The sequence below is a fragment of the Cognataquiflexum aquatile genome (assembly GCF_003316845.1).
GTDB lineage: Bacteria > Bacteroidota > Bacteroidia > Cytophagales > Cyclobacteriaceae > Cognataquiflexum > Cognataquiflexum aquatile.
In genome coordinates this window covers 50320-76264 of the sequence record NZ_QMIK01000007.1, presented here as the reverse complement: position 1 = coordinate 76264, position 25945 = coordinate 50320, and the positions used below count along the sequence as shown (strand labels likewise).

The window sequence follows — 25945 nt, the reverse complement described above, 5'->3', positions numbered from 1 at the left end:
TTATGGCATGATTTTACTCCGAGTCAGGTTTTTATTTGATTAAAATACTGAATATGAGTTGTTTATATAAAGCTTGTATTTCAAATACAAGCTTTTGATTCTTTAACCATTTCTCTGAACAAACCAATCAATAAATTCTTTAATCCTAGTTCCCAAATAGTATGGTAGATTCATCAAATAATATGGTTTGCCTCCAGGGGTTTTGGTTTCCTCAGTTTTGAATTCTCCCCCATAAATCCTGACGGCGAATGGATGGTTGCTTGCGTCGATAAATTGGTGCAAAGACCTCAGTGATCCTGTCGGACCTGACTTAATCTCAATAGGAATAACTTTATTTTTATGGGTAAAAACCAGATCTACTTCGGCACTCGATTGGTTCTTTTCGCGCACCCAGAAGTTTGGTTTTTTATCTGAAATGGATTGGGTTGATATCAATTCTTGAGTTACCAAATGCGGAACCAAGGCGCCTTTGTAGGCACTGCTTAAATCATCCATTCCTAGAAGCTGGCTTTGAATGCCAATTGTGTAGTTGGTAAGGCCGGTATCCAAAATTTGGATTCTGGGTGATTTTTTGACATCATACTGAATTGGTGGAACCACATCTGTTGTAGGATAAATCAGCCTCAATACTCTAGCATCTTCCAATATTCTGAAGCATTCACCAACTTCCCTTGATTTGTAAGTAGAATTTCCAAAACCTTGAAATTTCACCCTTTGATCCATCGCCAAAGGCGCAATATCCATGATATGTTTGATGATCTTTCTCTCAGTATCATTGGAAGTATATTTCTCAACATCGTTTTTATAGGTTCCCCAAATGCTTTCGTAAATTTGTGGTAAACTGGCAAGATTTGTTTTTTGGATTTCGGTTTTGATTATCTCAGGCATTCCTCCAATAATTGCATATCGATGAAATAGCTCCATCAAAACTTTATGGGCAAAGGGCTTAATTGGAACTTGGTAAAATTGTTCCAAAGCGGCGGAATGACCGAGCGCTTCAAGATATTCCGGAAAGTTCATGGGATGAAGGTAGAGGAATTCCACCCGTCCAACAGGAAAGCTTTTTACTTCTTTCATGGCAAACTCCAATAAAGATCCTGCTGCAATGACATGGAGTTCAGGCATTTCTTCATAAAAATACCTGAGTAATTGGATGGCTTTAGGAGACTCCTGAATTTCATCCAAAAATAGAAGTGTCTTTCCTAAGTTTGCAGCATTGATATTGTTGCTTAGAAAAAGAGCTTCTTGGATACTTTTTACATCGTTTAAATCTTCAAAAAAAGATTTATCTACTTGTTTTTCAAGATTTAGAAGTATTGAATTTGGGTAGGTTTTTGCGAAATCTTTTACCAAAGTGGTCTTGCCAACCTGCCTTGCACCGCGAATGATCAAGGGTTTTCTTTGCTTGTTATTTTTCCAATATTCTAAATGTTTGAATATCTGCCTATTGAAACTCATATTTATCGGATTATGACACAAAGTAAGGGTAAAATATTGGTTTCATTGTAACAAAGTAAGGGCAATTTTCATTTTTTATGTAACAAAATAAGGGTAAATTCTTTCATTTCTTGTAACAGAGTAAGGGCAAGTTAATCAAATAACACCTTTTGTCTTAATAATTTGATTTAACAGACAGTATAAATTCAAGATGGATTTTTTTTCAATACCCCAATCAGGTTGTATCTTTTTTAATGAATCCGCAATCATTCATTTCGTTTTTTGTTTATTTGTTTTCGATTTCCAAACACCAGCATGATGAGGACATTGTTATTGAGGCCGGGAGCCGAAGAATTGAATTATGAAATCAGGGGCATTGTCAAAAAAGCCCGTCAGGTAGAAGCTTTGGGTTATGAGATCACATGGGAAAATATCGGTGATCCTATCCAAAAACATAATATCGTCCCCTCTTGGATGAAAGAAATAGTGTCTGACCTTGTAAGCCAAGACAGCACGTATGGGTATGCGGATTCCAAAGGTGTTCTAGAAACGAGAAAGTTTTTGGCAGGATTGAACAACCAAAAAGGAGGATCTCAGATCACAGCTGAAGATATTTTATTTTTTAACGGACTCGGGGATGCCATCGCCAAAGTCTATCAGTTCCTAACACCGACCGCCAGGATCATCGGGCCTTCACCAGCCTACAGCACACATAGTTCGGCGGAAGCAGCGCATGCCAATACAGCACCCATTACGTATACTTTGGATCCCAATAACCAATGGCTTCCGGACATGGAGGACCTTTATAACAAGGTAAAATACAATCCTTCCATCGTTGGGATTTTGATCATCAATCCTGACAATCCTACAGGAATGGTTTATCCTAAAGAGGTTTTGGAAGGTTTTGTCAAAATTGCCAAGGAATTCAAATTGCTGTTGATTGCAGATGAAATCTACCAGAATATCACCTATAATGGCGTGAAAGCCGTAGCACTCTCGGAAGTAATCGGGGATTTGCCGGGAATCTCCCTGAAAGGTATTTCCAAAGAATTCCCGTGGCCGGGTTCGAGATGCGGATGGATGGAATTTTACAACAGAAATGCTTCCAAGGAATTCGCAAAGTTTTGTCAGACTTTGGAAAATGCAAAAATGATAGAAGTGTGTTCGACAATACTTCCACAGTTATCCATTCCAAAAATCATGAGTCATCCTGCATACTTTGAATACAGGCAGGAGGCCAATGAAAAAATCGGCAGAAGAAGCCGCATCATGGAAGAGATATTGGGGCAAATTCCCGGAATCAAATTCAATCCAACAAAGGGCGCATTTTACAATACTGTGGTATTTGATGAGACTTTTTTGGACGGAAAGCAGTTTTTGCCTATCAATAATCCAAAGCTACAGGAGTTGTTGGACGGCTGGCTAAAGGAGGAAAATATGCCTTTGGATAAGCGATTTGTATATTATCTTTTGGCATCTGCCAATATCTGTGTGGTTCCTATCAGTTCGTTCTGTTCTGATCTGAGAGGTTTTAGAGTAACTCTATTGGAAGAAGATGAATCTGTTTTTCGTCAGACTTTCGAAAGATTGGGGGAAGCCATCCGCTTTTACCTCAATTCTTCCAAAAAGGAATTGGTTTAAATACTCAATGTGCAAGAGCTACCTTCATCTCCCTGACCTCTATTAACTCAAGTTTTCACACTACCAAAATAATATCCATCATATCTAATATCTATCAATATCAATTTTTTAAGGCCTCCACATACTTCTGAAGAAGGCTCTTCTCAATTCCTCAGGATTTTCACTGCTTGCCGTTCCTTCGTGTTCACGGACTTTCAGTGATTTTGGGTTTTCGATTTTTTCTTCCTCCAAGTCAATTGGGTTTTTCAGTAATGAATTCAGATCGGGCTGACCGGCGTCAATCCAAGCCGTGTACCAAAAATCTGAGATCATTTTAACTGATCGGCGCATCTGCCTTTCTACTTGCCCTGAAAGCATGTTGTTGTAAGCGATGGTGAAATCCCTTGAATAGACTTTGGTGCTGATGCCGCCTCTTTCGTCGTAGCTGTATTTTTTGTCTTCCGAGAAGCTTTCGGTCAGGTTTTTCTCAAAATTCAAAACTGAATCCAACGCCAGATGCGCCACTATAATTGCGTCCCAGGCTTCAAGTTGTGGTTTTTCCAAGTATTCGGCTTTTCCCACAAAAAAATCAAAATCATCTGAGAGCAACTCAGGAACCCTACTTTCCCAAAATGCATGTATCCCATATTGGTTGGTCAGTTGGCCATTATAATTTTTGGTGGTATGCAAAGGGACATTGATGTCCGCAATGTAGTGCCCAAGATCGGCCGAAAGCCTCAGAATGGCTTTGGTATCTTTTCTTTTGAAAGCCTCTGTCAGTTGGATTTTGGTATGGTAGGCATTCCACGGTCCGATGCCATGGGCACGCAACTCTTCTTCCGTAAATATCTCCAATGCTTGATTCCAATACCTTGGAAGGGTATATATGGCACTGTCCCCGTAAGCGTCCGCATCCAAAAAGTGTTTTTCCGCCTCCCCATTGACTGCATACCTTCTTCTGTCAGGATTGATTGCATTTTCGGCGATGAAATCTATGTTGCTTTTGAAAAATCCCATCATTTCTGGGGGAAGGCTGAAAACAGCAAGTCTATTTATTCTTCGATGGGCAAAGAACCCCCAAGCCCCAAGATCGGGGATGGAAAAAATGAAAATCAAGCTCAGAATCAAAAATTTACGCATTTCTAAAAATAATCATAATTTCCATTTCTGTAAAATGAAATTGTGTTACCTTTGCAACCTAACGGCGGAATCTGAAAAATCTATCAGATTTCTGGACTTTACTAGGTTTAGTTCGGAAATCCTTTTGTGTTTCAAAATTAATCAATTACATTTGCACTCCGTTTAGGGTAGGGTGTATTAACAGAAATTAAGTAAAATAAGGATATGGCAAATCACAAATCGGCATTAAAAAGAATCCGTGCAAACGAAGCCAAGCGTTTGAGAAACAGATATCAGCACAAGACTACAAGAACTTTCATCAAGAGACTGAAAGCTGTGACTGACAAAGTGGAAGCGCAAGAGCTTTTGAAAACAGTTACCTCTATGATCGATAAACTTGCAAAAAAGAATATCATTCATAAAAACAACGCTGCCAACAGAAAGTCAAAATTGACCAAGTTTGTCAACGCACTAGCCTAACAAAGAAATTTTAAGATCAGAATAGCCTTGGTGATTCCACCAAGGCTTTTTTTGTTTCCATGTTTTTTTGAAGAAAAAAATTAAACGTTTAATATGCCCCTTGGAAGCCTCTCGGACTTTCATTGTTTTTTGGCATTATGTACTTTTAAAAACAGGATAATTTTCCAACTAAGGAAAAATTTCTTTTTAAAATCTGTTTATGAAAGACTATCAATATTCCATAAAAATTTCTGCTTTGGCAGAAGAGGACAGACCAAGAGAAAAACTTCTTCTCAAAGGCAAATCAGCACTTTCAGATGCGGAATTGATCGCCATCCTGATCGGTTCGGGTACCAGGTCACTCAGTGCAGTGGACCTTTCCAAACATATTCTTTCTGCAGTAAACAATGACTTGGGAGAGCTTGCCAAGATGAGTATTCCGGACCTCAAAAAATTTAAAGGAATAGGAGAAGCCAAAGCTATTTCCATCGTCAGCGCATTGGAATTGGGAAGAAGGAGAAAACTAGTCAGCGATCAGCCAAAAAAGATAAAGATAAACGGTTCCAAAGATGTCTTTAACTTGATGGGACGTGAACTTATGGACGAAAAAGTGGAGCACTTTTACGTGTTGCTGCTCAATCGGAGCAACCATTTGATCAAGAAACAATTGATAAGTTCCGGTGGCACAAACGGTACTGTGGCAGATCCCAAAATCATATTCAAATATGCTTTGGATTCATTGGCATGTTCGATTGTACTCGTACATAACCATCCATCGGGGAACCTGAGGCCATCAGAACAAGACAGGGTTTTGACCGATAAACTCAAGCATGTGGGTGAAAATCTCGAAGTGCAGGTGATTGACCATGTGATTTTCACAGATGTTGCCTATTTTAGCTTCGCCGATGAAGGCATTTTGTAGTTTATGAAATCAAAAAATATTTTAATTATTGGCGTATTGACTGTTGTCGCACTTGCTGTAATCTATACCATGACCGGAACTGAAAGTCCCGAGGTGTATTTGGAGAAAATAGAAAAAGAACGTGAAAGGCAATACAAATTTATCAAATTCAATATCGACTCGCCTTTGACTGAAGAGCAGAAAAAAGCCTTCAAAGAACTTGATTTTTATACCATTGATCCAAGCTATAAGGTAAGAGCAAAAATGGTGGAATTGGAAGAAAAAAAGATGGTTGAGCTTCCTATGACAGACGGATCGGTGGAGAAGTATCTCAAACATTCCTTCGCCGAATTTGACTTAAATGGCAAACCGCAAAAATTGCTTTTGCTCCAGTCCATGAAAGAAGCGGACAAGCGAAACTTCTTCCTTGCCTTTGCTGACGAAACAAGTGGTGAAGAAACCTATGGAGGTGGAAGATATATCAATCTCCGCCAAGATGGGAAAAACAGCATTACCATTGACTTCAATTTGGCCTACAACCCATATTGTGCCTATAATCCTGATTTTGCCTGTCCATTGCCTCCCAAGGAAAATATCATGCAAATCCCGATTCCGGTAGGTGAAAAAGATTATAAGAAAGAGTGAAGTATAATTAGATGTAAAGTTCATAAGTCAATTTTCCCATAAGGCTTTGTTCATTTATCATTTGACATTTTTCATTCATTACCTTCCCGCCTCCACCAATTCTCTTAAATTTGTGCCTTGTTCTGAAATAACCGTGCATTCATGAAAATTTCCATCAATAGATTAAAGGATTTTATTGCTTTAGACCATTCACCCAAAGAAATCGCATCGCTCTTGACAGGATCAGGGTTGGAGGTGGAAGGAATCGGGCGTTTTGAATCCATCCGGGGAGGATTGGAAGGTGTGGTAATCGGTGAAGTATTGACCTGTGAGAGACATCCCAATGCAGACAAACTGAGTGTAACCACGGTTGACGTTGGAGGAGAGATTGTCCCCATTGTTTGCGGAGCTCCCAATGTTGCCAAAGGGCAGAAAGTAGTGGTAGCAAAGGAAGGTTCAGTATTGTATCCTGTGTCAGGTGAACCTTTGGAAATCAAAAAAGCAAAAATCCGTGGGGAAGTTTCCCAGGGAATGATCTGTGCGGAAGATGAGATCGGCATCGGTCACAGCCATGCCGGAATCATGGTGTTGGACACGGATTTGCAAAATGGAACTCCTGCTTCACAATATTTCGAAGTAGTCAGTGACCATGTTTTGGAAATTGGGCTGACTCCCAACAGAGCAGACGCCGCTTCCCATCTTGGTGTGGCGAGGGATTTGAAAGCTTTGTTGAAAAGAGAAATCTGCCTTCCTTCTGTGGATAAATTCAAGATTGACTATAACAAAAGGTCAATTCCTGTGGAAGTAGAAAGCGCCATAGATTGCCCCAGATATTCCGGATTGACGGTTTCCAATATCCACGTGGGACCTTCTCCCAATTGGCTTCAAAATTACCTCAGGGCTTTGGACCTCGAGCCGATCAATAATATCGTAGATATTACCAACTTTATTCTTCATGATTTGGGTCAGCCGCTTCACGCTTTTGATGCCGATAAAGTTGAAGGTGGAAAAATCATTGTAAAAAAATTGCCTAAAGAGACTTCTTTTGTCACCTTGGATGACAAGGAAAGAAAGCTTTCCGGCGAAGAACTGATGATCTGTGATCAAAAGGGAGGTCTTTGCATTGCCGGGGTTTTTGGAGGAAAAGGATCGGGTGTTTCTGATTCTACTACTGTTATTTTCTTGGAGTCCGCGTATTTCTCTCCTGATATTATCCGCAAGGGAAGTCAGTTTCATGGGTTGAAGACAGACGCTTCTTTCCGTTTTGAAAGAGGGACAGATCCGAATATGCCTGTGTATGCCTTGAAAAGAGCAGCAATGCTCATCAAAGAAATAGCCGGAGGAGAAATCTCTTCGGATATCATAGACCTTTATCCACATCCTGTTTCTGATCTTTCTGTTGAAGTGACTTATGCCAATATCAAGAGATTGATAGGAAAAGAACTCGCTAAGGAAGAGATCAAAACCACTTTGGAAAATCTTGACATCAAGATACTTTCAGAATCAGAGACCGGATTCACAGTTTCGGTAAAGCCGTACAGGGTAGATGTGACGAGAGAAGCGGATGTCATTGAAGAGATCTTGCGAATCCATGGATTTGACAATGTTCCTTTGTCCGAGAATCTGAAAGCGGATTACCTTGCCGAACATCCTACAAAGGACCTGAACAAGCTGCAATACAGGCTTAGCGAAATTTTATCCGGATTGGGCTATTTTGAGATCATCACCAATTCGCTGACCAAACCTGTTTATGCTGAAAAATCGGGCTTTTTGGAAGTAAACAAAAATGTTGAAATCCTAAACAAACTCAGTGAGGATCTAGGCGTGATGAGACAGTCTTTGTTGTTTTCCGGATTGGAAGTGATGTCACATAATATCAACCGCAGACAGAAAGACCTGAAATTATTTGAATTCGGCACTGTTTATTTCAAAGAAGAATCAGGTTATCGTGAAGAAAAGAGATTGGCGATATACCTGACCGGAGACAAGGCTTCCGAAAGTTGGCTGGCACCTTCCAAACCAGTGTCCTTTCCAGATATTTATGCTGTTGTTGAATTGATTTTGGAAAAAATGGGCATCGACAATTCGGAGGTTCAGATTGTCCATGAAGCGCCTTTTGACTACGCCCTCCAAATCAATCTTGGTACAAAGGAATTAGGAAAAATAGGTTTGGTTCAAGAAGAAATCGGCAAGTTGGCTGAGGTCAGGCAGGAGGTCTTTTTTGCGGACCTGAATTGGGAATTGATAACAAAAAAATCGAAAGGCTTGAAAAAGTACGGCGAAATTTCCAAATTCCCGGAAGTTAGAAGGGACTTGTCCTTGGTGATTGATAAAAAAGTCACTTTTGACCAGATCAAAAAAGTAGCCAACAAAGCCGGAGGAAGTCTTTTGCAGAAAGTGGGCGTCTTTGATGTCTATCAGGGAGATAAAATCGAGTCTGGGAAAAAAGCCTATGCCTTGAGTTTTTACCTTCAGGACAATGAACAGACCCTTACAGACAAAGTGATTGACAAAGCCATGTCCCGACTTATTGAAAGTTTTGAAAAAGAAGTGGGGGCATTTATCAGAAAATAAAAATGATTCACGAAGAACTTCAGCGCACAGAGAAGCTGGCTGCACAGGTCAGCCGCAAACTTCAGCAACTTGAACAAGACAATAAGGCTTTAGTAGAAGAGTCGTTTTTGCTTCGTTCCAAACTCGAAGAGAAAGAGAGGGCCTTGGAGGATTTTAAAAATCAAATAAAAATAGCTAAACTTGTAAACAGCATACCGGTAGAGGAAATGGAATCTGCTGAATTGAGAGAAAAAATCAATAATTACATAAAGGAAATCGATAATATAATTGCCTATTTGTCTGAGTGATATGGAAACACTTTCTATAAGGTTAAAAATCGGGGATCGCGAATATCCCATGAAGGTGAAGACAGAAGACGAAGCCAAAATCAGACATGCAGGTAAATTGATTAATGATAAAATAAAAAGATACAGGGAAGAATTTGGGCTGGACGACCGTCAGGACCTGTTGGCAATGGTGGCTTTTGATTCAATGGTTGAATCCATGGAACAGAATATGATCAATACTGATGACAGTGAATTGATTAAATCAAGTATCGACAGGATCAATGAGCAACTGAATTCCCTTTTGTAATACCAATTCCACTCTCATTTTTGAAGGTTTTTCTTTTTTTCCGGTAGGTAATATATATCTATCCAAAACACCTATGGAATCATCATTATACATCATTATTGCAGGCATTTTAGGCCTGGGGCTTGGCGCGGTTGCAGCCGGTCTTTTTGTAAAAAACAACAGTAAAAAACTCGAAGAACAAGCCAAAGAAAAGGCCAAGAGCCTTATCCGCGAAGCAGAAATCAACGCTGAAGCCATCAAAAAAGAGCGGATGCTTGAGGCCAAAGAGAAATACCTGAAATTGAAACTGGAGTTTGAAGAAGATGCCAACAAGAAGAAAGCCCTCATCATCACCAATGAAAACAAGATCAAGCAAAGGGAACAGGTTTTAGCCAAAGAACTGGAGCAAATCAAAAGAAAAGAAGCGGAACTCGACAGCAAGAAAGAAAACCTTTCTGCACAGCTACATTCCGTGCAGGTAAAGAAGGATGAACTTGACAAAGTGACAAGTCAGCGGATCTCGGATTTGGAAAAAATCGCCGGACTTACAAGAGATGAAGCCAAAGACCAATTGGTCGAAATGCTCAAAGATGAGGCCAACACCAAAGCATCTTCCCATATCAAGGATATCTTGGACCAGGCCAAATTGACAGCTACCAAGCAAGCCAAAAAAATCGTTCTTGACACCATCCAAAGAACAGCTACAGAGCATGCGATCGAAAACTGCGTCTCTGTATTCAACATTGAATCAGACGATGTCAAAGGTAAAATCATCGGCAGGGAAGGAAGAAATATCCGGGCCTTAGAAGCCGCTACCGGAGTGGAAATCATCGTGGACGATACGCCTGAAGCGATCATCATATCGGGTTTTGATCCTGTAAGAAGAGAAGTGGCGAGGTTGTCTCTCCACAGATTGGTGCAGGACGGTAGAATCCACCCTGCAAGGATCGAGGAAGTTGTAGCCAAGACAGAGAAAAACATCGAGGAGGAAATCGTTGAGATCGGCGAAAGAACCTGTATCGATCTTGGAATCCATGGACTTCATCCAGAGCTGATCAGAATGGTCGGAAGGATGAGATTCCGTTCTTCGTATGGACAGAACTTATTGCAGCACTCAAGAGAAGTAGCCAAGTTATGCGCAACCATGGCTGCCGAAATGGGATTGAATGCCAAGCTTGCAAAAAGAGCAGGTCTGCTTCATGATATCGGAAAAGTATACCCTGAAGAAGCGGAATTGCCACATGCCATCCTAGGTATGGAGCTTGCTAAAAAGTACAAGGAGCATCCTGAAGTCATCAATGCCATCGGTGCCCACCATGACGAGATTGAGATGACCTCGATGATCTCACCAATAGTGCAGGCCTCTGATGCGATCTCTGGTTCCAGACCGGGTGCAAGAAGGGAAATCATGGACAGCTACATCAAGCGTCTGAAGGAATTAGAAGAACTTGCGCTGGCTTTTGATGGGGTCAACAAATGCTTTGCCATGCAGGCCGGACGTGAACTTCGCGTACTTGTAGATGCAGACAATGTGGACGATCAGACTGCAAGCAAGCTTTCCTTTGACATTTCCCAAAAAATCGAAAAAGAAATGCAATATCCCGGTCAGATCAAAATCACGGTGATCCGTGAAATGAGGGCTGTGAACTACGCAAAATAAATTCAAGATTAAAGTGAAGTAAGAAAACCGAAGTTCATTGAGTTGAACTTCGGTTTTCTTTTTATATTTTTATCGGGATAGTGTAAGTTCAATTTCACCCACCCACATGCGATATAGTCTGTTTTTTTACCTTTTCCAAAAAGTCAAAATCCGGCTTGGAATTCTTAAGTTGACGAAGGAAGATGTTGATATTTTGGAAGGTTTTTTTGCCTATTACCGCCAACTTAACCCAAAACATAAATTAGATTTTGAGAAGCGGCTTGTTTATTTTCTAGCCATCAAAAAATTTGTCCCAAGAGGAATAGAAATGGTAACCCGGGAAATGGAACTGCTGATCGGTGCCACAGCAGTCATGATTTCATTTGGCTTTCGGGATGTCAATTTGAAGCATTTCAAAAAGATACTGGTCTACAATGACAATTATTATTCCACCATCAACAAACAATACCATCAGGGTGAAGTCAATCCGAGGCTTGGAATCATTGTGATTTCTTGGAAAAATTTTGTCAAGGGAATGGCAAATGGGGCAGACGGCGTCAACCTTGGGATACATGAAATGGCACATGCACTGAAGCTAGAAAATCAAATCCATTACAACGGGCAGAGTAATTTTTTTAACCCCAAGAGATGGATGGATTTTTCGGTTTTAGCCAAAAATGAAATCCAGCGAATTATGGACGGGGAAGACTCCATATTTAGGGATTCGGCGGCCAACAATCCCCATGAGTTTTTTGCAGTGGCGTTGGAATCGTTTTTTGAAAATCCCCAAAGGCTAAAGGATTATGATAGCGGCCTGTACCAATCTTTGGTCTTTTTATTGAAGCAAGATCCGATTGTTTTGAGTAATGGAGGATCGTGATTCGGTGAAAAAAACTATTTTCACTCAAATTCAATTATTTGTATATTGTTGAAAACTTATCAAATTATGGGAAAAATTGTCATTGAAGTAGATAAAAAAACTGCTGAAAAATGGGATAGAATTTCCTTGGAAAAGAAAAAATTGCTTGCAAAAAAAATTGACCAATTGCTTAAGGCAAGCTTAGAAAAAGGGAATAATGATTTTTGGTTATTTGTTGATGAAATTCGAAATGAAGCTAAAGCAAATGGATTAACTGAGGCAGAGCTTAATGAAATTTTGAATGAAGGCTGATTTCAGATTTGTGGTGGATACCAATGTTTTGGTAAGTGTGATTTTATCTCCATCCAATACAAGTCGATTAGCGGTTGAAAAAGCAACCAATCATGGAGTACTTGTTTTTAGCAATGAAACCATTGCAGAGCTTTTTGAAGTCCTTCAGAGAGAGAAATTTGATAAATATGTTTTAAAAGAAAAGAGGGTGAAATTCGGGGAAAGGTTAATAGCAATGTCCTCCTTAATCCCTGTTTCCAGTGTCTTGAAATTAAGCAGAGACCCAAAAGATGATATGTTTTTGAATTTGGCTGTTGATGGACATGCAGACTATCTCATGTCAGGAGATCCTGATCTATTGGTTTTGAATCCCTTCCAAAATATTAAAATCATAAGGCCTATTGATTTTCTTTCAGAAGATTTGTAAAAAAACTAAATGATTCTCATTGAGATATTTATAGACGGTATTGTCCCTTTTCCTGAATTTATTCTAATTCGCTTGATCAAATCCCATCAAAAATGAAACTGAATCTGACCTTCCTTCTTGTATTTTCCCTGGTAATTGGAAACCATGTCTTTGCACAGACTATCCAACCCAAATACCAAAAAGAAGTACAGGAACTGGCCAAGAAACCTGCCATAAAAAAGGCATTTGAGTACATTATCGAGATCGATGCGGTTACCATTCAGGATATGATTACACTCACAGAAATCCCGACGCCGACTTTCCACGAAAAGGAAAAAGGTCTTGTCTATGCAGACATGCTACGCAAAGCTGGGGCCGACTCCGTTTGGACTGATGAGGTAGGTAATGTCATTGCGCTGCGAAAAGGAACCAAATCGGACAAGACTATCGTGGTCGACGCGCATTTGGATACGGTTTTTCCCTTTGGCACTGATGTGAAAGTCAAACAAAAAGGAGATACCTTATTTGCTCCGGGAATCACAGATGCCAACAGGGCATTGGCAGTAGTGGTGGCTTTGGTCAAAACGATGAGCAGTCAAAACATCAGGACCGAAAGCGATATCTGGTTTACAGGTTCTGTCGGGGAAGAAGGTCTCGGTGACCTGAAAGGCATGAAGCATCTTTTCCGCGATGGCGGGCAACCTATTGCTTCTTTTATTGCCATTGACGGTGGAGGATTGGAAGATATTGTCAATGGTGGAATTGGCTCGCTCCGTTACAGAGTAACTTTCAAAGGCCCTGGGGGACATTCCTATGGGGCTTTTGGGATTGGAAATCCACACAATGCACTCGCACAGGCAGTTGCTTCATTTGTTCCAAAAGCCGATGAATTTACCAAAGAGGGTTTGAAAACAACATACAGCATTTCTGTTTTGGGTGGAGGAACTTCGGTCAATTCCATTCCCTTTGAATCGTGGATGCTCGTGGATATGCGTTCCGAAAGTCAGGAAAAGCTGAAGGGCATCAACCAAATATTCTTGGAATCCATGCAGGAAGGTTTGGCCAAAGAAAACAAAATCATCCGCAGAGGCGAAGCCCTGACTGTCGACATCGAAAAAGTAGGAGACCGTCCAAGTGGAATCGCATCACCTGAATCGACTTTAATCCAACAGACCATGGCCGTCGCTGATTACCTGACAGGTGGAAAAAAACCAGAGCTAAGCTCAAGCTCTACCAACAGCAATGTGCCTTTTTCCAAAGGAATTCCCGCAGTGACCATCGGCCGCGGTGGCATCGGATATGGTGCACACAGCCTAGGAGAGTATTTCATCAACAAAGATGGCTACTTGGCTATTCAGCAGGCTTTGTTGCTTGTGTTGATGCAGGGGGGATGGAAATAAGGATAATTCTTGAGTTTTGAGAGGAGGTCTATCAAACTGATATTTGTGGATATTAGGATATTTTTAGATATTATTTGTAAAGCCCTGATTCTAGCATCAAGGTCAAGATCTTAGCAATTATATCGCCGCAGGCAATATATCCACGTATATCACGAAGTATGTATCTCTCAATATCACGAAGTATATATCATTTCTATTCCGAATTACTTCATCCTCGGAATCTTCGCTTCGCTACGACTTCCTTTCAACTTCCCTCAAATTCTCCAATTTCTTATTCCTCAAAAATCCATTGATATCTTCGAAGTGCTCCTTCACCCGTTTGTTTCCAAATTCAAATACCTTGGTCACTAAACCATCCAAGAAATCCCTGTCGTGGGAAACGATGATCAAAGTGCCGTCAAAAGCCTTCAAAGCATCTTTGATGATGTCTTTGGTTTTCATATCCAGGTGATTAGTAGGTTCATCGAGGATCAAAAGGTTGACGGGTTCAAGAAGCAATTTGATCATCGCCAACCTCGTCTTTTCCCCGCCGGATAGGACCTTCACTTTTTTATTGATGTCGTCTCCCTTGAACATAAAGGCGCCCAACAAATCCTTGATCTTACCCCTGATTTCTCCGACAGCGATCTGATCAATGGTTTCGAATATGGTGAGACTTTCATCCAATAAAGAAGCCTGGTTCTGCGCAAAGTAGCCGATCATGGCATTGTGGCCCAATTCACATTTTCCTTGAAAATCAATTTCACCCATGATGGCTTTGATCATCGTGGATTTTCCTTCACCGTTTTTACCTACAAAGGAGATTTTCTGACCGCTTTCAATGATCATGCTAGCATCCTTGAACACAACATGGTCGCCATAGGATTTGGTAAGTTCTTCGACGATCACGGGATATTTTCCTGATCTTGGAGAAGGCGGGAAGCGTAACTTCAAGGCTGAAGTATCTACTTCGTCCACCTCAATAATTTCCATTTTCTCCAGCATTTTCACCCTTGACTGAACCTGAAGGGTTTTGGAATAAGTCCCTTTGAAGCGGTCGATGAATTCCTGAATATCGGCAATGGTCCGCTGCTGCTCTTCGAAATGCTTTTGTTGCTGCTCGCGGCGCTCTTTTCTCAATTCAAGGTAATGGCTGTATTTGGCTTTGTAGTCATAGATCCGGCCCATCGTTACTTCAATAGTCCGGGTGGTGATGTTGTCCACAAATGCCCGGTCGTGGGAGATGACCACCACGGCTTTAGCTTTTTGGGTCAAAAAATCTTCCAGCCATTGGATGGATTCTATGTCAAGGTGGTTGGTCGGTTCATCCAAAAGGATCAAATCAGGTTTTTGCAGAAGAATCTTGGCAAGTTCGATCCTCATCCTCCATCCACCGGAAAACTCCGACGTCGATCTTTTGAAATCTTTCCTTTCAAATCCCAATCCCAAAAGCACTTTCTCTACTTCTGCTTCGTAATTGACTTCCTCTATGGCATAAAATTTTTCACTGAGTTCGGAAACCTGCTCGATGATTTTATAATAATCTTCGGAGTCATAGTCAGTACGAACAGTCAGTTCTTCATTGAGCCTTTCGATTTCGGTTTTCATATCGAGGTAGGAAGCAAATGCCTTGGATGTTTCCTCAAAAACCGTACAATCATCCGCCGTCAACAGATGCTGTGGCAGGTAAGCGATTACCGCGCCTTTTGGAGCGGAAACGCCCCCTGAGGATGGTTTGGTCCCGCCGGCGATGATTTTGAGCATGGTGGATTTGCCAGCGCCGTTTTTGCCCATAAGGGCTATTTTGTCATTTTCGTTGATGGAAAATGATACATCACTGAAAAGGGCTTTGCCGCCATGGATGACGGAAATATTGTCTACTGAAATCATGGAAAAGAAATTGAAGCCGCAAAGGTAAGGAATTGAAAGAACTTGTCCGCCGTGGCGGATTGGAAGATTGGAAAATTTCAAAATTGGGTGATAGAAGTTCTTAAAGTATTAAATGCTACTAAAAACAAATTCCTTGACTTTGAAATCTGAAATTCTCTGCTTCTTTTCTTGTTCTCAACTTTGTTTATTTGTTGCCATGCTCCCAAAGAAGAACTTATCTTCATTTCATAATACTTTTAATTAGGTTTTTCCTCAAAATAGCGGATGAAGTAATCAGACCGCTCATAAGCGCGCCTCCGATCCCACAGGAAACAATATCTTGCCCGGTCAGATACAGGTTTTTAAAGGGAGTATGTGGAGTGAGGTGTTCATTTCGAAATCTTTCAGGACTATGTTCGAGCCCATATATTTCACCTGATTGGTAGCCTGTAAAATTTTTAGTGGATAGAGGCGTGGAAAGCTCGTAATAATCTACCTGTCCTCTTAAATGGGGAAGTTGGCTGTAGAGGTTTTCCAATAACCGCAAGGACCATTTCTCTTTCATGGCATTGTAATCTTCCCCTCTTTTTCCCCAACGGGTATCTTCCCAGTTTTTAAACCACTCATACGGAGCCAGCGAGATTATCTCTATGGTGGAAGTCCCGGGGTAACGATTCACCCAATCAGGATCTTTGGTCGAAGGAAAGGAAATATAGACAACGGGAAACGGCTTCTCATCTGGATTGGCGAGATATTCCCGCACAGTTTTATCGTGGTCATAGCCGGGGTAAATCCAGAAATTAGAAGTGGGCAATTGTAATTCTTGGCTGTTTTTTTTCAACCCAATATACAGACATAAATGTGCCACGGAAGCACGCAAGCCATCAAATTGACGTTCCAGTTTGGGATAAAGTGGATGCTGCTTGTCGATGAGTTTTTGAAAGGTATTGAATACTCCTGCATTGCTGATGATGCGGTCAGCCTTCAGCACATGGTCATCTGCCATGCGCACGCCTACTGCCTTATTTCCTTCGAAAATAATCTCCTTCACCTCAGCATTGGAATACACATCCCCACCTCCTGCTGTGATTTGGGGATAGATGTTTTCCGCAATTTTGGCCGATCCACCCACAGGGAAGTACCCTCCGTTGAAATAGTGATTGACCAGGATGGCGTGCATGGCAAAGCTGCTTTGTGCAGGAGGAAGACCGTAATCTCCGTACTGGCCACAAAGTACGCCGATCAGTTTTTGATTATCCGTAAAAGTCCGGAGCATTTCGAGGGTGGTGATATCTGAGAATTTAAGGAACTTTTTTGAATTCCATTTTCGCAGCCATTTTCCTATTAAACCTGGAAAAACCTTCATGCTGTAGAAACCCCTGCTGCTTACAATTACATTTTTCACTGCTTCCATATAGCGGTCAATGGCAGCATGGTCTTCAGGAGAATCAAAATCTGATTTTAGTTTGGCAACAAGATTTTTTCGGCCTTTTACCAAATCATAGGTTTTATCCTCAAAAACGATCTTATCATACACTTCTCCCATGTCTTTCCACTGTAATTTCCCCTGAGTGATGTGCTGGAAAAGGCGTGGCATAAGTTTTTGGTTATTGTGCATATCGCCGACATAGTGAATTCCTACGTCCCATTCATAATCTTTTCTTTTGAAAACATGGGTAAAACCTCCGATGGTGTAGTGTTTTTCAAGTACCAGCACTTTTTGGCCGTGTTGGGAAAGTAGGGCAGCCGTGGTAAGCCCGCCCAGGCCCGAACCAATAACAATAGCATCATATTGGCCGGAAGGTTTACTTTGTTTGTAGGAAGGGAAATTGCGCATGATCAGGCTTTTTACTTAAATATATGCAATAGAAATATATAGCGGTAGAAATTTCTTTAAACTGTGTGAGAGGGAATGCGCTATGAAGAGAGCGTATTCCATAAGCTACTGAAGGACATTCCGTTTGTCTGAAATAGTCTTTGGCAGGATAATCCAAAAATAAGTCAAAGATATTTAGACATTAAAAGATTGAAAAATTGGAGCACATCTTTATTGGCTGAAATTTGCAAAGAGCTAAAAAGAGTATCCAAACCATTCATCCTGAGGCTGGCTAAATTAGATTAACTTTATTTGATTGTTGCGGCTGTCTCATTTCTCACGTCTCAAATCTTAAATCTCCATTAAAACAAAAACAATTTTAAATATGACTTAGGAATAGTTATTGTATGATTTATTGAAAAAATCAAATAAAATGGATAACAGAGAGAAATTAGTAAAAATGGATAGGGCTTTGATGTTGTTAGAAGATCTCAAAAACAGTCAGATTGCCATGGTAGAAAAAGCCTCCCAATTGCAGGTTGACGCCATGCAGTTCAATTTTTCTGAAATGGAAAAAAATATAGGGGAATTGTTTACAAGATACAACGAGTCCTTGGACATGGTCAACGCCGAGGCGGGGAGATTTGAATTGAAAAGAGACGAATTCGAGAAAAAACACGGTTTGAATATCGTAGAAGAATAAGTTGTCCGGAATTCTTTTTTGAACTCATTTACCAATTTTTATTAAAACAAAAAACCGTTCTGAAATCAATCAGAACGGTTTTTTTAATATCCAAATATCCAATATCAATAAATATCAGATTACAAAATCTGTGTATTGATTATGCTGTAACTCCCAAAACCTTCGCCATCACAGCGCCGATCTCAGCGGGAGATTCAGCTACGTGGATTCCGTTTTCGGCCATGATGCGCATTTTGGCTATCGCGGTATCGTCTGCACCACCGATGATGGCACCTGCGTGACCCATTCTCCGTCCCGGAGGGGCAGTCTGTCCGGCGATAAATCCTACTACGGGTTTTTTGTTGCCGTTTGCCCTGATCCATCTTGCTGCATCAGCTTCGTAATTTCCTCCGATTTCGCCGATCATGACGATAGCATCCGTCTCAGGATCCTCCATCAACAGTTGAACCGCATCTTTGGTGGAGGTTCCGATGATCGGATCTCCGCCGATACCGATGGCAGTGGATACACCGAGACCTGCTTTTGCGATTTGATCCGCTGCTTCATAGGTCAATGTTCCTGACTTGGACACTATTCCGATTCTACCTTTTTTGAATACAAAGCCCGGCATGATACCTACTTTGGCTTCTCCCGGAGTGATGACACCCGGACAGTTAGGTCCGATCAGCGTCGCACCTCTTTCCTTCATATATGGTTTTGCCCTCATCATATCCGCTACAGGAATACCTTCCGTGATGGTGATGATGACTTTGATCCCTGCGTCTGCAGCTTCCATGATGGCATCAGCAGCGAATGCCGGTGGAACAAAAATAATCGAGGTATTGGCGCCTGTCTTTTGGACAGCTTCTTCTACCGAGTTAAAAACTGGCCTTTCCAAGTGGCTTGTACCTCCTTTTCCGGGAGTCACACCGCCAACAACGTTGGTTCCGTATTCGATCATTTGCTGTGCGTGAAAAGAACCTTCCGAACCGGTAAAGCCCTGCACAATTATTTTGGAATCTTTATTGACTAAAACACTCATGCTGCGATTTTTATAGTTTGCACAAAAATAAAGGATTAACCCCGTCCACAAAAAGAAAAGGGAAACAATATCCAATTAATTTACACTATCCGTATCTTTTTCTAATTTAGACGGCGTACGGTACCCCTATGCAAAAAGCCCTGCTTCTTATTTTCTTGGTTTGGTTTGGAAATACTGCTTTTGCGCAGACTTTCCAATTCAATAATCAGATCAAAGGAGTTGACCTGCCTTCTGATATTATCTACCAGGTTTTGCAGGACAAAGAAGGGCTCATGTGGTTTAATACCTCTCTTGGGGTTTTCTATTCGGATGGTTTTGATACCTATCCTTTACCTGAAAATATCCAAAGTGGTTTGACCAATGAAGTGAGGATTTTTAAAGATGAGGATAATCGAATCTGGATAAGCAATTTGATCAATGAACCAAAGGCCTATTTTTACCAGGATGGGATATGGGAGGAGTTTGACCTAAAAACTAACCTTCCAATCGATGGAAATCAAGACCTTCTGCTTTTCCTTCCCAAAAAGACAAAGGATGGATGGCAATATCTTTTGTTTTCTGAAAGCAAATTATTTTTCAGGAATGAAAATGAAAACACCTGGCAAATTCAGGAATTTGATTTTAGAAATGCAGGACCTTTCAAATCCGACTTGGGAACTGCGGATGGGATTCTGGTTTTGTTTAGGAACCGGACTTACATTTTCAGTGACGGACAGCTTCAGGAATATGCATTCAAGGGAATTGATTTGCCCGCAAAGGTCCAACATATTGCTTTTGACGAGGTCACCAAAGGGTATTATTTTTTGGGCTTAGACTTCTTGGCTTATGGCAAATCCTACGAATCCCCGGAAAAAATCCTAAGACAAAATTTTGAAAGAGAGATATTCAGTGTTGTAGATTTCAGTCACTTGCAGGTTTTTGAAGGCAGGGTGTATTACAATTACAATTCCCAGCTGTATAAATATGATCCCAAACCTGACAGAAGCCTTGAAATAGATTCTTATGATGTCCTAAAGGCCTATTTTATCCATGGTTTTCTTGTGGATAGGGAGGGGATCAAATGGATCGCGACCAACCGTGGATTGGCCAACATCAGTTCATTTAGGTTTATAAATTATAGTTCCAAGTCCCTTTTAGATGATGAGGTCACAGCTATAATTGGGCTTGATTCCTCCAGGTATTTGATTGGTTTTAACAACGGTCTTCAGATATGGTCCAGGGATTCAGATGTCAAGACCCTTTACGGTTATGAAGGGCTGGTAGGGCATCCCAAATTTAGGATCAGCAATTTTGACAAGGATAAAAACGGCATTATCTGGTTTTCATCCAACCTGAAGGGGATTGGGAGAATGGATCCCAAAACTTCGAAAGTTGACTTTCAACCAAGTCCTCTACAAAAATTTGTAACATCAGTCAGGGTTATCGGAGACAGTCTGTTTATTGCGGCTAGGGGAAGTCTCTATCTTTCCTCCATTATTAACAGGGGATCTCATTTCCAGAATGAAATCACAGACAACATTTTGAAGACTTTTGGTCAGGACCAGATGTTTGTCCGAAAAACAGGGAAACTCCGGGATGGAAGGATAATTTTTATACAGGGCAGCAATCCGATTTTTTCAGACGGGGTCTTAGAAAGAAAAGGTTTTGTTACTGCTGTTGGGTTTGATTATATCGAGGAAGAGAATGGCTGCCTGATTCTTGGCACAGAATCCGGGCTCAAATATTTTTGTGAGGGTAAGTTTTACTATTTTCAAACTGGAGGAAGCAATATTGACAGGCCTGTTTATTCACTTCTAAAAGATTCCAAAGGGTACCTGTGGGCCGGGACTGATAAGGGTTTATACCGGATCAAAAATGGAAAAATGGACCATTACACAGAGATATCAGGGCTATCAGGATTGGAAACAAATAGGGGGGCACTTTTGGAAAGTGACAATGGCAGAATCTGGATCGGTACCAGCAAAGGGCTTTCTGTATTTATTCCGGAAGAAAATATTGACCGGGTATACTCTCCAATTACCAAAATACTTTCAGTCAAAGTTCTTGGGAGTGAAAGTGAAGGGGTTGACTTGATGCGGATTCCCTTCGGAGTCAATAATATCGAAATTACCTACAGGGCTGTTTCTTTTATCCAACCTAATGACCTTGTCATCAAGTACAAGCTGGAAGGCCTCCAAGATGAATGGACAGAAATAGTCAATCCGAGAACAAACGTGTTGACTTTCAACAACCTTCCTGCGGGGAATTATAGACTTCTTCTTCAAGCAGGCGTAGATGATAATTTTACACCTGAGGTGGTTTCTGAAGAATTCAGGATTTTGAAGCCCGTCTATCTTCAGCCATGGTTTGTGATTTCGGTGCTTTTTGTTTTTCTGTTGATAGGATTTCTTTTCAATACCCTCCTCAACTTGTTGAGAAAAGAAGGCCTGCTCAAAAAGACAATCGATGAAAAGATCAAGCAGGTATTCAATACAGAAGACCAGTTTAGGAATGTGTGGAACAGTTCCAAGGATGGTTTGTTGCTTTCAACCGATGGAGGCAAAATCATTGCCGCCAATCCAAGTCTTGCAAAATTGGTTTCACTTCCGATCAAAGAAATCGAAAAGGGATTAATCACCAATTTATTCACAGATCCGGAATTTTACCCGAGCAAAAGATCGATCATCTTGCCTGCCATCGCCAATGAGGAAAATAAGGGAATTACCTTTGAATTCAGCATGCCTTTGAGGGATGGGATGAGGGAGATTGAACTTTATGTGGCAAGGTTAAAATCCGACCATGCAGGCAATCCTTTGATTCTTTCCGTATTTCGTGATGTCACTGCCGAAAAGGCATTTGAAAAAGGGCTTCAGGAAGCAAAAGGCAAAGCAGAGGAAGCCAACAAGCTCAAATCAAACTTCCTGTCTAACATCAGCCATGAAATCAGGACACCGCTCAACGGGATTTTGGGAAGTACCGAAAATATTATTTTGCAGAGGCAGGACGATTCTAATTTGATCTCTCAGCTTGAAATAATCCAGGAATCGGGAGAGCGGCTTTTGAGTACGATCAACAGCATCCTTGACCTTTCCAAAATTGAAGCAAAAAAACTCGAGGTGATTTACAAAGAATCCAACATCAATGATTTTTTGGCCACCATCCTTTTGCCGTTGAAGGGGCTTGCCATAAAAAAAGGGCTTTTGCTTTCTGTCAAATATGAAACCCAACCTTTGAAGGGATTGATTGACCAAAGGTATTTTGAGATGATTGTCAATAACCTTGTCGGCAATGCCATCAAATATTCAGAAAAAGGCATTATTTCCATTACGTTAAATGGATCGGGTGAAAAAATCACGCTGACGGTTACCGATCAGGGAATAGGTATGAGTCAGGATTTTCAGCAGATCCTGTTCAAACCTTTTGAGCAGGAAAGTAAGGGAAACAACAGGAATTATGAAGGAACTGGTCTGGGACTGGCCATTACCAAAAACCTCGTTGATATCCTTGGGGGAAGTATCCGGGTAGAAAGTCAAAAAGAAGAAGGGACCAAGGTGATTGTAATCCTTCCATTAGGTAAAAAATGATTTTTGGAAATGATTTAAACTTGTAATTTGCACCCATATTCAAACAGCACACATGTTTCCACTTCGGATATTAATTACAGAGGATGACCACGTTTCGGCGCTTTTACTCAAAAAAGCACTTGAAAAGAACAACCATGAGATCATCGGCATTTCGGATTCCGGTGAAAAAGCCCTAGAAATCCTCGAACACAATCAGGCAGATATTGTCATGATGGACATCAATCTCGCCGGCGAGCTTGATGGGATCAAGACTACCGAAATCATCAATGAAAAATATGATATCCCGGTGGTCTATCTCAGTGCGAGTTCTGATGCCGAGACGCTCACCAAAGTCGTCGGTACCAATCCGAGTGCTTATGTCATCAAGCCTTTCAATATCCGTGAACTGAACATGGTGATTGAACTGGCTATTTTTAAAGACAGAAAAGAAAAAGAACTTCAGAAGCTCAATAATGAGTTGGAGGAAAAAGTAAGGCAGCGAACCAAAGACCTTGCCGAAGCCAACAAAGAACTTACAAGAGCCCTGGAAAAAGAAAGGGAAATCGGTGAACTCAAATCAAGGATTGTGTTGAATGTTTCTCACGGATTCAAAACTCCTTTGACTTCTATCCTGAGTTCTGCGCAACTCCTTCAGCAGTATGCAGAAAAAGAACATCCTTTTAAAGCCAAGATCGTCAAGCATGCCAATAAAATAGAGAATTCAGTCCGCAGTCTTAACAGCCTGCTGACTTCTGTTCTTTTCTTCGGAAAGGCAGATGCCAATAAGATAGACTTTAGACCGAAGAAGATGTTTGTTGCCGCACTTTTCAATGAAATATTGGATGTGGTCAAGGCAGGTTCTGAGCATGATGTCAAGATCAATGTGAAATTGGAAAACCTCCCGAAAACAATCGTGTCTGATTCTGACTTGTTATATCAGATCTTTGAAAACCTGCTTTCTAATGCCGTGAAATATTCCAAAGATGGACAGGAAGTTGATTTCACCGTATGGTTAGAGAAAGGCAACCTGAAAGCCACAGTCAAAGACAAAGGAATTGGCATCCCTGAAAAAGAACATGACCAGCTTTATGACCGGTTTTTCAGGGCAAAAAACGTCGGTATCATCGAAGGTTCCGGACTTGGGTTGTCTATCGTGAAAAAAAGCCTGGAAGTATTGAACGGAGATATCGCTTTTGAAAGTGCGCAAGGAAAAGGGACTACATTCCAAATCAGCATACCCATCCAAGAATAATGATCTTAAGAGCCAAAAACATCGAGTTTTATTACGATTCCAATCAAAAATTCCAAATCCCGGATATCAGCCTAGATGCAGGTGACCAAATGCTCGTCATCGGCAAATCCGGAAGTGGAAAAACCACCATATTGAACATCATCGCCGGATTATTGAAACCCAAATCAGGGTCTGTCACCATCGACGGAACGGATATTTATTCATTGAAAGGATCACAATTGGATAAATTCAGGGGGAAAAATATCGGAATCATTTTTCAAAAACCACATATTCTGGCACCTCTGACGGTGGAAGAAAACCTTCAGCTTGCCAACTTTTTTGTAAGGGAAAATACCCAAATGATCGAACCTTTGTTGAAAGAATTAGGGATTTTTGACAAAAAGAAAGCACGTATCAATACCCTGAGCGAAGGTGAGGCCCAGCGTGTATCCATCGCCCGGGCATTGGTCAACAAGCCAAAACTCATTTTGGCCGACGAACCTACAGCGAGTTTAGATGATGAAAATGCCGCTGCCGTGGTCAGACTTCTCCAGACGCAGGCCAAAAAATACAACGCAGCTCTGATCATCGTTACCCATGACCAGCGGGTCAAAGACCATATTCCCAACCTAATAATCATAGGAGGCCAATTATGAATATGATCAAATTGAGTTGGAAATACCTGATCGCCAAACCCCTGAGTACAGGTTTGAATATCCTGTTATTGGGCTTGGGCTTGGCGATTATCACGGTTTTGATTTTGATCCAAGATCAATTCGAAAACAAAATGACCAAAGATGCGGAGGGAATTGACCTTGTCGTCGGTGCCAAAGGAAGCCCGCTTCAGTTGATCCTTTCGAGTGTTTATCATATCGATTTTCCGACGGGAAACATTGATTTGAAAGATGCCATGGCACTTTCAAAAAACAGACTGGTAAAGAATATCATACCGCTTGGCCTGGGTGACAATTATCAGGGATATAGAATTGTGGGAACCAACCATGATTATCTAGCCTTGTATTCGGCTACATTTTCTCAGGGAAATGCTTGGGAAAAGCCTTTTGAAGTAGTTTTGGGTCATGAAGTAGCTGAAAAAATCGGATTAAAAACAGGAAATACATTCATAGGTTCACATGGAATCGGGAGCAGCAGCCACGAGCATGATGCGCATCCTTATGTGATTACGGGAGTTTTGGCCCCGATGGGAAATGTTCTTGACAAGTTGATCCTCACTAGCATCGAGTCTGTATGGTATACCCATGATGAGGAACATGACCATGCTACCCATGAAGCGCCCGTTGCCAAGAAAGGATTTCCGATCACTGATCAAGACAGGGAAGTTACTTCTCTTTTGATCCAATACCGAAATCCCATCGCGGCCGTACAGTTACCGAGATTTATCAATAGCAAAAGCGCCCTTCAGGCAGCCTCACCATCCTTTGAAATATCGAGGTTATTCGAATTGTTGGGGATCGGAGTCAAGCTGATTCAAGGATTGGCGATCGTGATCATCATCATTGCTGGCTTGGGGATTTTTATTGCCCTGTTCAATTCATTAAAAGAAAGGAAATATGACCTTGCGGTGATGCGTACGTTGGGAGCTTCGAGTTGGCAACTCTTTCTCCATATTGTTTTGGAAGGAGTGATTTTGACTATCATGGGAGCAGTCGTTGGTATCGCAATCGGGCACCTTTTCTTGGTCATTCTCGTTATGCAAAATGATCAGGGTGCCATCAGTACTTTGAGTGCCGCAGTTTTTCTGAAAGAAGAACTTTGGATTCTCGGATATGCAGTAATTGTGGGAATTCTTGCCTCCCTTATCCCTGCATGGAACGCTTATCAAACAGATATTGCCAAACAACTGACCAAAGCATAGATTTGCAAGTCAGATTATCACCAATAA

Annotated in this window: 22 protein-coding genes; 17 read left to right on the top strand and 5 right to left on the bottom strand. The window is 41.2% G+C overall.

What is annotated here, in order from left to right; all coding sequences use genetic code 11:
• Positions 1-102: 102 nt before the first annotated feature.
• Positions 103-1458: an ATP-binding protein gene (locus tag DQW11_RS18710; protein WP_113925638.1), complete on the bottom strand. Its 1356-nt coding sequence runs from the start codon at positions 1456-1458 to the stop codon at positions 103-105.
• A gap of 297 nt (positions 1459-1755) precedes the next feature.
• Here DQW11_RS18710 and DQW11_RS18705 point away from each other — a divergent pair, with 297 nt between their 5' ends.
• On the top strand, positions 1756-3078 hold the full coding sequence (locus DQW11_RS18705) for a pyridoxal phosphate-dependent aminotransferase (RefSeq protein ID WP_113925798.1): 1323 nt from the start codon (positions 1756-1758) through the stop codon (positions 3076-3078).
• A 108-nt stretch (positions 3079-3186) separates the two neighbouring features.
• Here DQW11_RS18705 and DQW11_RS18700 read toward each other — a convergent pair whose 3' ends face one another.
• Positions 3187-4197, bottom strand: coding sequence for a zinc dependent phospholipase C family protein (locus DQW11_RS18700; RefSeq protein WP_113925637.1), 1011 nt, complete (start codon positions 4195-4197; stop codon positions 3187-3189).
• A gap of 204 nt (positions 4198-4401) precedes the next feature.
• On the opposite strand from DQW11_RS18700, the gene rpsT reads away from it, so the two are divergent.
• The 11 genes from rpsT (at position 4402) to DQW11_RS18645 (ending at position 13881) form a co-directional block, all read left to right on the top strand.
• Positions 4402-4656, top strand: a complete 255-nt coding sequence (gene rpsT, locus DQW11_RS18695; protein WP_113925636.1) for a 30S ribosomal protein S20 — start codon at positions 4402-4404, stop codon at positions 4654-4656.
• A 199-nt stretch (positions 4657-4855) separates the two neighbouring features.
• A complete protein-coding gene (gene radC / locus DQW11_RS18690; RefSeq protein ID WP_113925635.1) occupies positions 4856-5557 on the top strand; it encodes a RadC family protein in 702 nt (233 codons plus the stop codon).
• A gap of 3 nt (positions 5558-5560) precedes the next feature.
• On the top strand, positions 5561-6181 hold the full coding sequence (locus DQW11_RS18685) for a DUF1684 domain-containing protein (protein WP_113925634.1): 621 nt from the start codon (positions 5561-5563) through the stop codon (positions 6179-6181).
• 141 nt (positions 6182-6322) lie between these two features.
• Entirely contained in the window at positions 6323-8734 is a 2412-nt protein-coding gene (gene pheT, locus DQW11_RS18680) for a phenylalanine--tRNA ligase subunit beta (RefSeq protein ID WP_113925633.1), read from the top strand.
• A gap of 2 nt (positions 8735-8736) precedes the next feature.
• Positions 8737-9021: a hypothetical protein gene (locus tag DQW11_RS18675; protein ID WP_113925632.1), complete on the top strand. Its 285-nt coding sequence runs from the start codon at positions 8737-8739 to the stop codon at positions 9019-9021.
• A gap of 1 nt (position 9022) precedes the next feature.
• Entirely contained in the window at positions 9023-9307 is a 285-nt protein-coding gene (locus DQW11_RS18670; protein ID WP_113925631.1) for a cell division protein ZapA, read from the top strand.
• A gap of 73 nt (positions 9308-9380) precedes the next feature.
• Positions 9381-10946: a ribonuclease Y gene (gene rny, locus DQW11_RS18665; protein WP_113925630.1), complete on the top strand. Its 1566-nt coding sequence runs from the start codon at positions 9381-9383 to the stop codon at positions 10944-10946.
• Positions 10947-11052: 106 nt separating this feature from the next.
• The gene (locus DQW11_RS18660; RefSeq protein WP_113925629.1) at positions 11053-11805 is read left to right on the top strand and encodes a zinc-dependent peptidase; all 753 of its coding nucleotides are present in this window, start codon (positions 11053-11055) and stop codon (positions 11803-11805) included.
• Positions 11806-11871: 66 nt separating this feature from the next.
• On the top strand, positions 11872-12096 hold the full coding sequence (locus tag DQW11_RS18655; protein WP_113925628.1) for a hypothetical protein: 225 nt from the start codon (positions 11872-11874) through the stop codon (positions 12094-12096).
• Positions 12086-12502, top strand: a complete 417-nt coding sequence (locus DQW11_RS18650) for a putative toxin-antitoxin system toxin component, PIN family (protein ID WP_113925627.1) — start codon at positions 12086-12088, stop codon at positions 12500-12502. Before DQW11_RS18655 ends, DQW11_RS18650 begins: the two co-directional genes overlap by 11 nt.
• 92 nt (positions 12503-12594) lie before the next feature.
• The gene (locus tag DQW11_RS18645) at positions 12595-13881 is read left to right on the top strand and encodes a M20/M25/M40 family metallo-hydrolase (RefSeq protein WP_113925626.1); all 1287 of its coding nucleotides are present in this window, start codon (positions 12595-12597) and stop codon (positions 13879-13881) included.
• 231 nt (positions 13882-14112) lie between these two features.
• Here the strand turns inward: DQW11_RS18645 and DQW11_RS18640 are convergent, their stop codons facing one another.
• Both DQW11_RS18640 and DQW11_RS18635 read right to left on the bottom strand, forming a co-directional pair.
• Positions 14113-15750: an ABC-F family ATP-binding cassette domain-containing protein gene (locus DQW11_RS18640; protein WP_113925797.1), complete on the bottom strand. Its 1638-nt coding sequence runs from the start codon at positions 15748-15750 to the stop codon at positions 14113-14115.
• A gap of 220 nt (positions 15751-15970) precedes the next feature.
• Positions 15971-17566, bottom strand: a complete 1596-nt coding sequence (locus DQW11_RS18635; protein ID WP_113925625.1) for a phytoene desaturase family protein — start codon at positions 17564-17566, stop codon at positions 15971-15973.
• Positions 17567-17978: 412 nt separating this feature from the next.
• On the opposite strand from DQW11_RS18635, the gene DQW11_RS18630 reads away from it, so the two are divergent.
• Positions 17979-18248, top strand: coding sequence for a hypothetical protein (locus DQW11_RS18630; protein WP_113925796.1), 270 nt, complete (start codon positions 17979-17981; stop codon positions 18246-18248).
• A 139-nt stretch (positions 18249-18387) separates the two neighbouring features.
• Here DQW11_RS18630 and sucD read toward each other — a convergent pair whose 3' ends face one another.
• A complete protein-coding gene (gene sucD / locus DQW11_RS18625; protein ID WP_113925624.1) occupies positions 18388-19269 on the bottom strand; it encodes a succinate--CoA ligase subunit alpha in 882 nt (293 codons plus the stop codon).
• Between the two features lie 128 nt (positions 19270-19397).
• Between sucD and DQW11_RS18620 the strand changes: the two genes are divergently transcribed.
• The 4 genes from DQW11_RS18620 to DQW11_RS18605 are packed head-to-tail and all read left to right on the top strand — an operon-like array spanning position 19398 to position 25918.
• Positions 19398-22832: a sensor histidine kinase gene (locus tag DQW11_RS18620; RefSeq protein WP_113925623.1), complete on the top strand. Its 3435-nt coding sequence runs from the start codon at positions 19398-19400 to the stop codon at positions 22830-22832.
• A gap of 52 nt (positions 22833-22884) precedes the next feature.
• Entirely contained in the window at positions 22885-24063 is a 1179-nt protein-coding gene (locus DQW11_RS18615; RefSeq protein ID WP_113925622.1) for a hybrid sensor histidine kinase/response regulator, read from the top strand.
• Positions 24063-24698, top strand: coding sequence for an ABC transporter ATP-binding protein (locus DQW11_RS18610; RefSeq protein WP_113925621.1), 636 nt, complete (start codon positions 24063-24065; stop codon positions 24696-24698). The genes DQW11_RS18615 and DQW11_RS18610 overlap by 1 nt, the downstream gene beginning before the upstream one ends.
• Entirely contained in the window at positions 24695-25918 is a 1224-nt protein-coding gene (locus DQW11_RS18605) for an ABC transporter permease (protein ID WP_113925620.1), read from the top strand. The genes DQW11_RS18610 and DQW11_RS18605 overlap by 4 nt, the downstream gene beginning before the upstream one ends.
• The last annotated feature ends 27 nt before the right edge of the window (positions 25919-25945 follow it).

Bases quoted from the DNA above. Each gene is read 5' to 3' on its own strand.
- DQW11_RS18710 (WP_113925638.1), bottom strand. From the start codon at position 1,458: ATGAGTTTCAATAGGCAGATATTCAAACATTTAGAATATTGGAAAAAT.
- DQW11_RS18705 (WP_113925798.1), top strand. From the start codon at position 1,756: ATGAGGACATTGTTATTGAGGCCGGGAGCCGAAGAATTGAATTATGAA.
- DQW11_RS18700 (WP_113925637.1), bottom strand. From the start codon at position 4,197: ATGCGTAAATTTTTGATTCTGAGCTTGATTTTCATTTTTTCCATCCCC.
- rpsT (WP_113925636.1), top strand. From the start codon at position 4,402: ATGGCAAATCACAAATCGGCATTAAAAAGAATCCGTGCAAACGAAGCC.
- radC (WP_113925635.1), top strand. From the start codon at position 4,856: ATGAAAGACTATCAATATTCCATAAAAATTTCTGCTTTGGCAGAAGAG.
- DQW11_RS18685 (WP_113925634.1), top strand. From the start codon at position 5,561: ATGAAATCAAAAAATATTTTAATTATTGGCGTATTGACTGTTGTCGCA.
- pheT (WP_113925633.1), top strand. From the start codon at position 6,323: ATGAAAATTTCCATCAATAGATTAAAGGATTTTATTGCTTTAGACCAT.
- DQW11_RS18675 (WP_113925632.1), top strand. From the start codon at position 8,737: ATGATTCACGAAGAACTTCAGCGCACAGAGAAGCTGGCTGCACAGGTC.
- DQW11_RS18670 (WP_113925631.1), top strand. From the start codon at position 9,023: ATGGAAACACTTTCTATAAGGTTAAAAATCGGGGATCGCGAATATCCC.
- rny (WP_113925630.1), top strand. From the start codon at position 9,381: ATGGAATCATCATTATACATCATTATTGCAGGCATTTTAGGCCTGGGG.
- DQW11_RS18660 (WP_113925629.1), top strand. From the start codon at position 11,053: ATGCGATATAGTCTGTTTTTTTACCTTTTCCAAAAAGTCAAAATCCGG.
- DQW11_RS18655 (WP_113925628.1), top strand. From the start codon at position 11,872: ATGGGAAAAATTGTCATTGAAGTAGATAAAAAAACTGCTGAAAAATGG.
- DQW11_RS18650 (WP_113925627.1), top strand. From the start codon at position 12,086: ATGAAGGCTGATTTCAGATTTGTGGTGGATACCAATGTTTTGGTAAGT.
- DQW11_RS18645 (WP_113925626.1), top strand. From the start codon at position 12,595: ATGAAACTGAATCTGACCTTCCTTCTTGTATTTTCCCTGGTAATTGGA.
- DQW11_RS18640 (WP_113925797.1), bottom strand. From the start codon at position 15,750: ATGATTTCAGTAGACAATATTTCCGTCATCCATGGCGGCAAAGCCCTT.
- DQW11_RS18635 (WP_113925625.1), bottom strand. From the start codon at position 17,566: ATGCGCAATTTCCCTTCCTACAAACAAAGTAAACCTTCCGGCCAATAT.
- DQW11_RS18630 (WP_113925796.1), top strand. From the start codon at position 17,979: ATGGATAACAGAGAGAAATTAGTAAAAATGGATAGGGCTTTGATGTTG.
- sucD (WP_113925624.1), bottom strand. From the start codon at position 19,269: ATGAGTGTTTTAGTCAATAAAGATTCCAAAATAATTGTGCAGGGCTTT.
- DQW11_RS18620 (WP_113925623.1), top strand. From the start codon at position 19,398: ATGCAAAAAGCCCTGCTTCTTATTTTCTTGGTTTGGTTTGGAAATACT.
- DQW11_RS18615 (WP_113925622.1), top strand. From the start codon at position 22,885: ATGTTTCCACTTCGGATATTAATTACAGAGGATGACCACGTTTCGGCG.
- DQW11_RS18610 (WP_113925621.1), top strand. From the start codon at position 24,063: ATGATCTTAAGAGCCAAAAACATCGAGTTTTATTACGATTCCAATCAA.
- DQW11_RS18605 (WP_113925620.1), top strand. From the start codon at position 24,695: ATGAATATGATCAAATTGAGTTGGAAATACCTGATCGCCAAACCCCTG.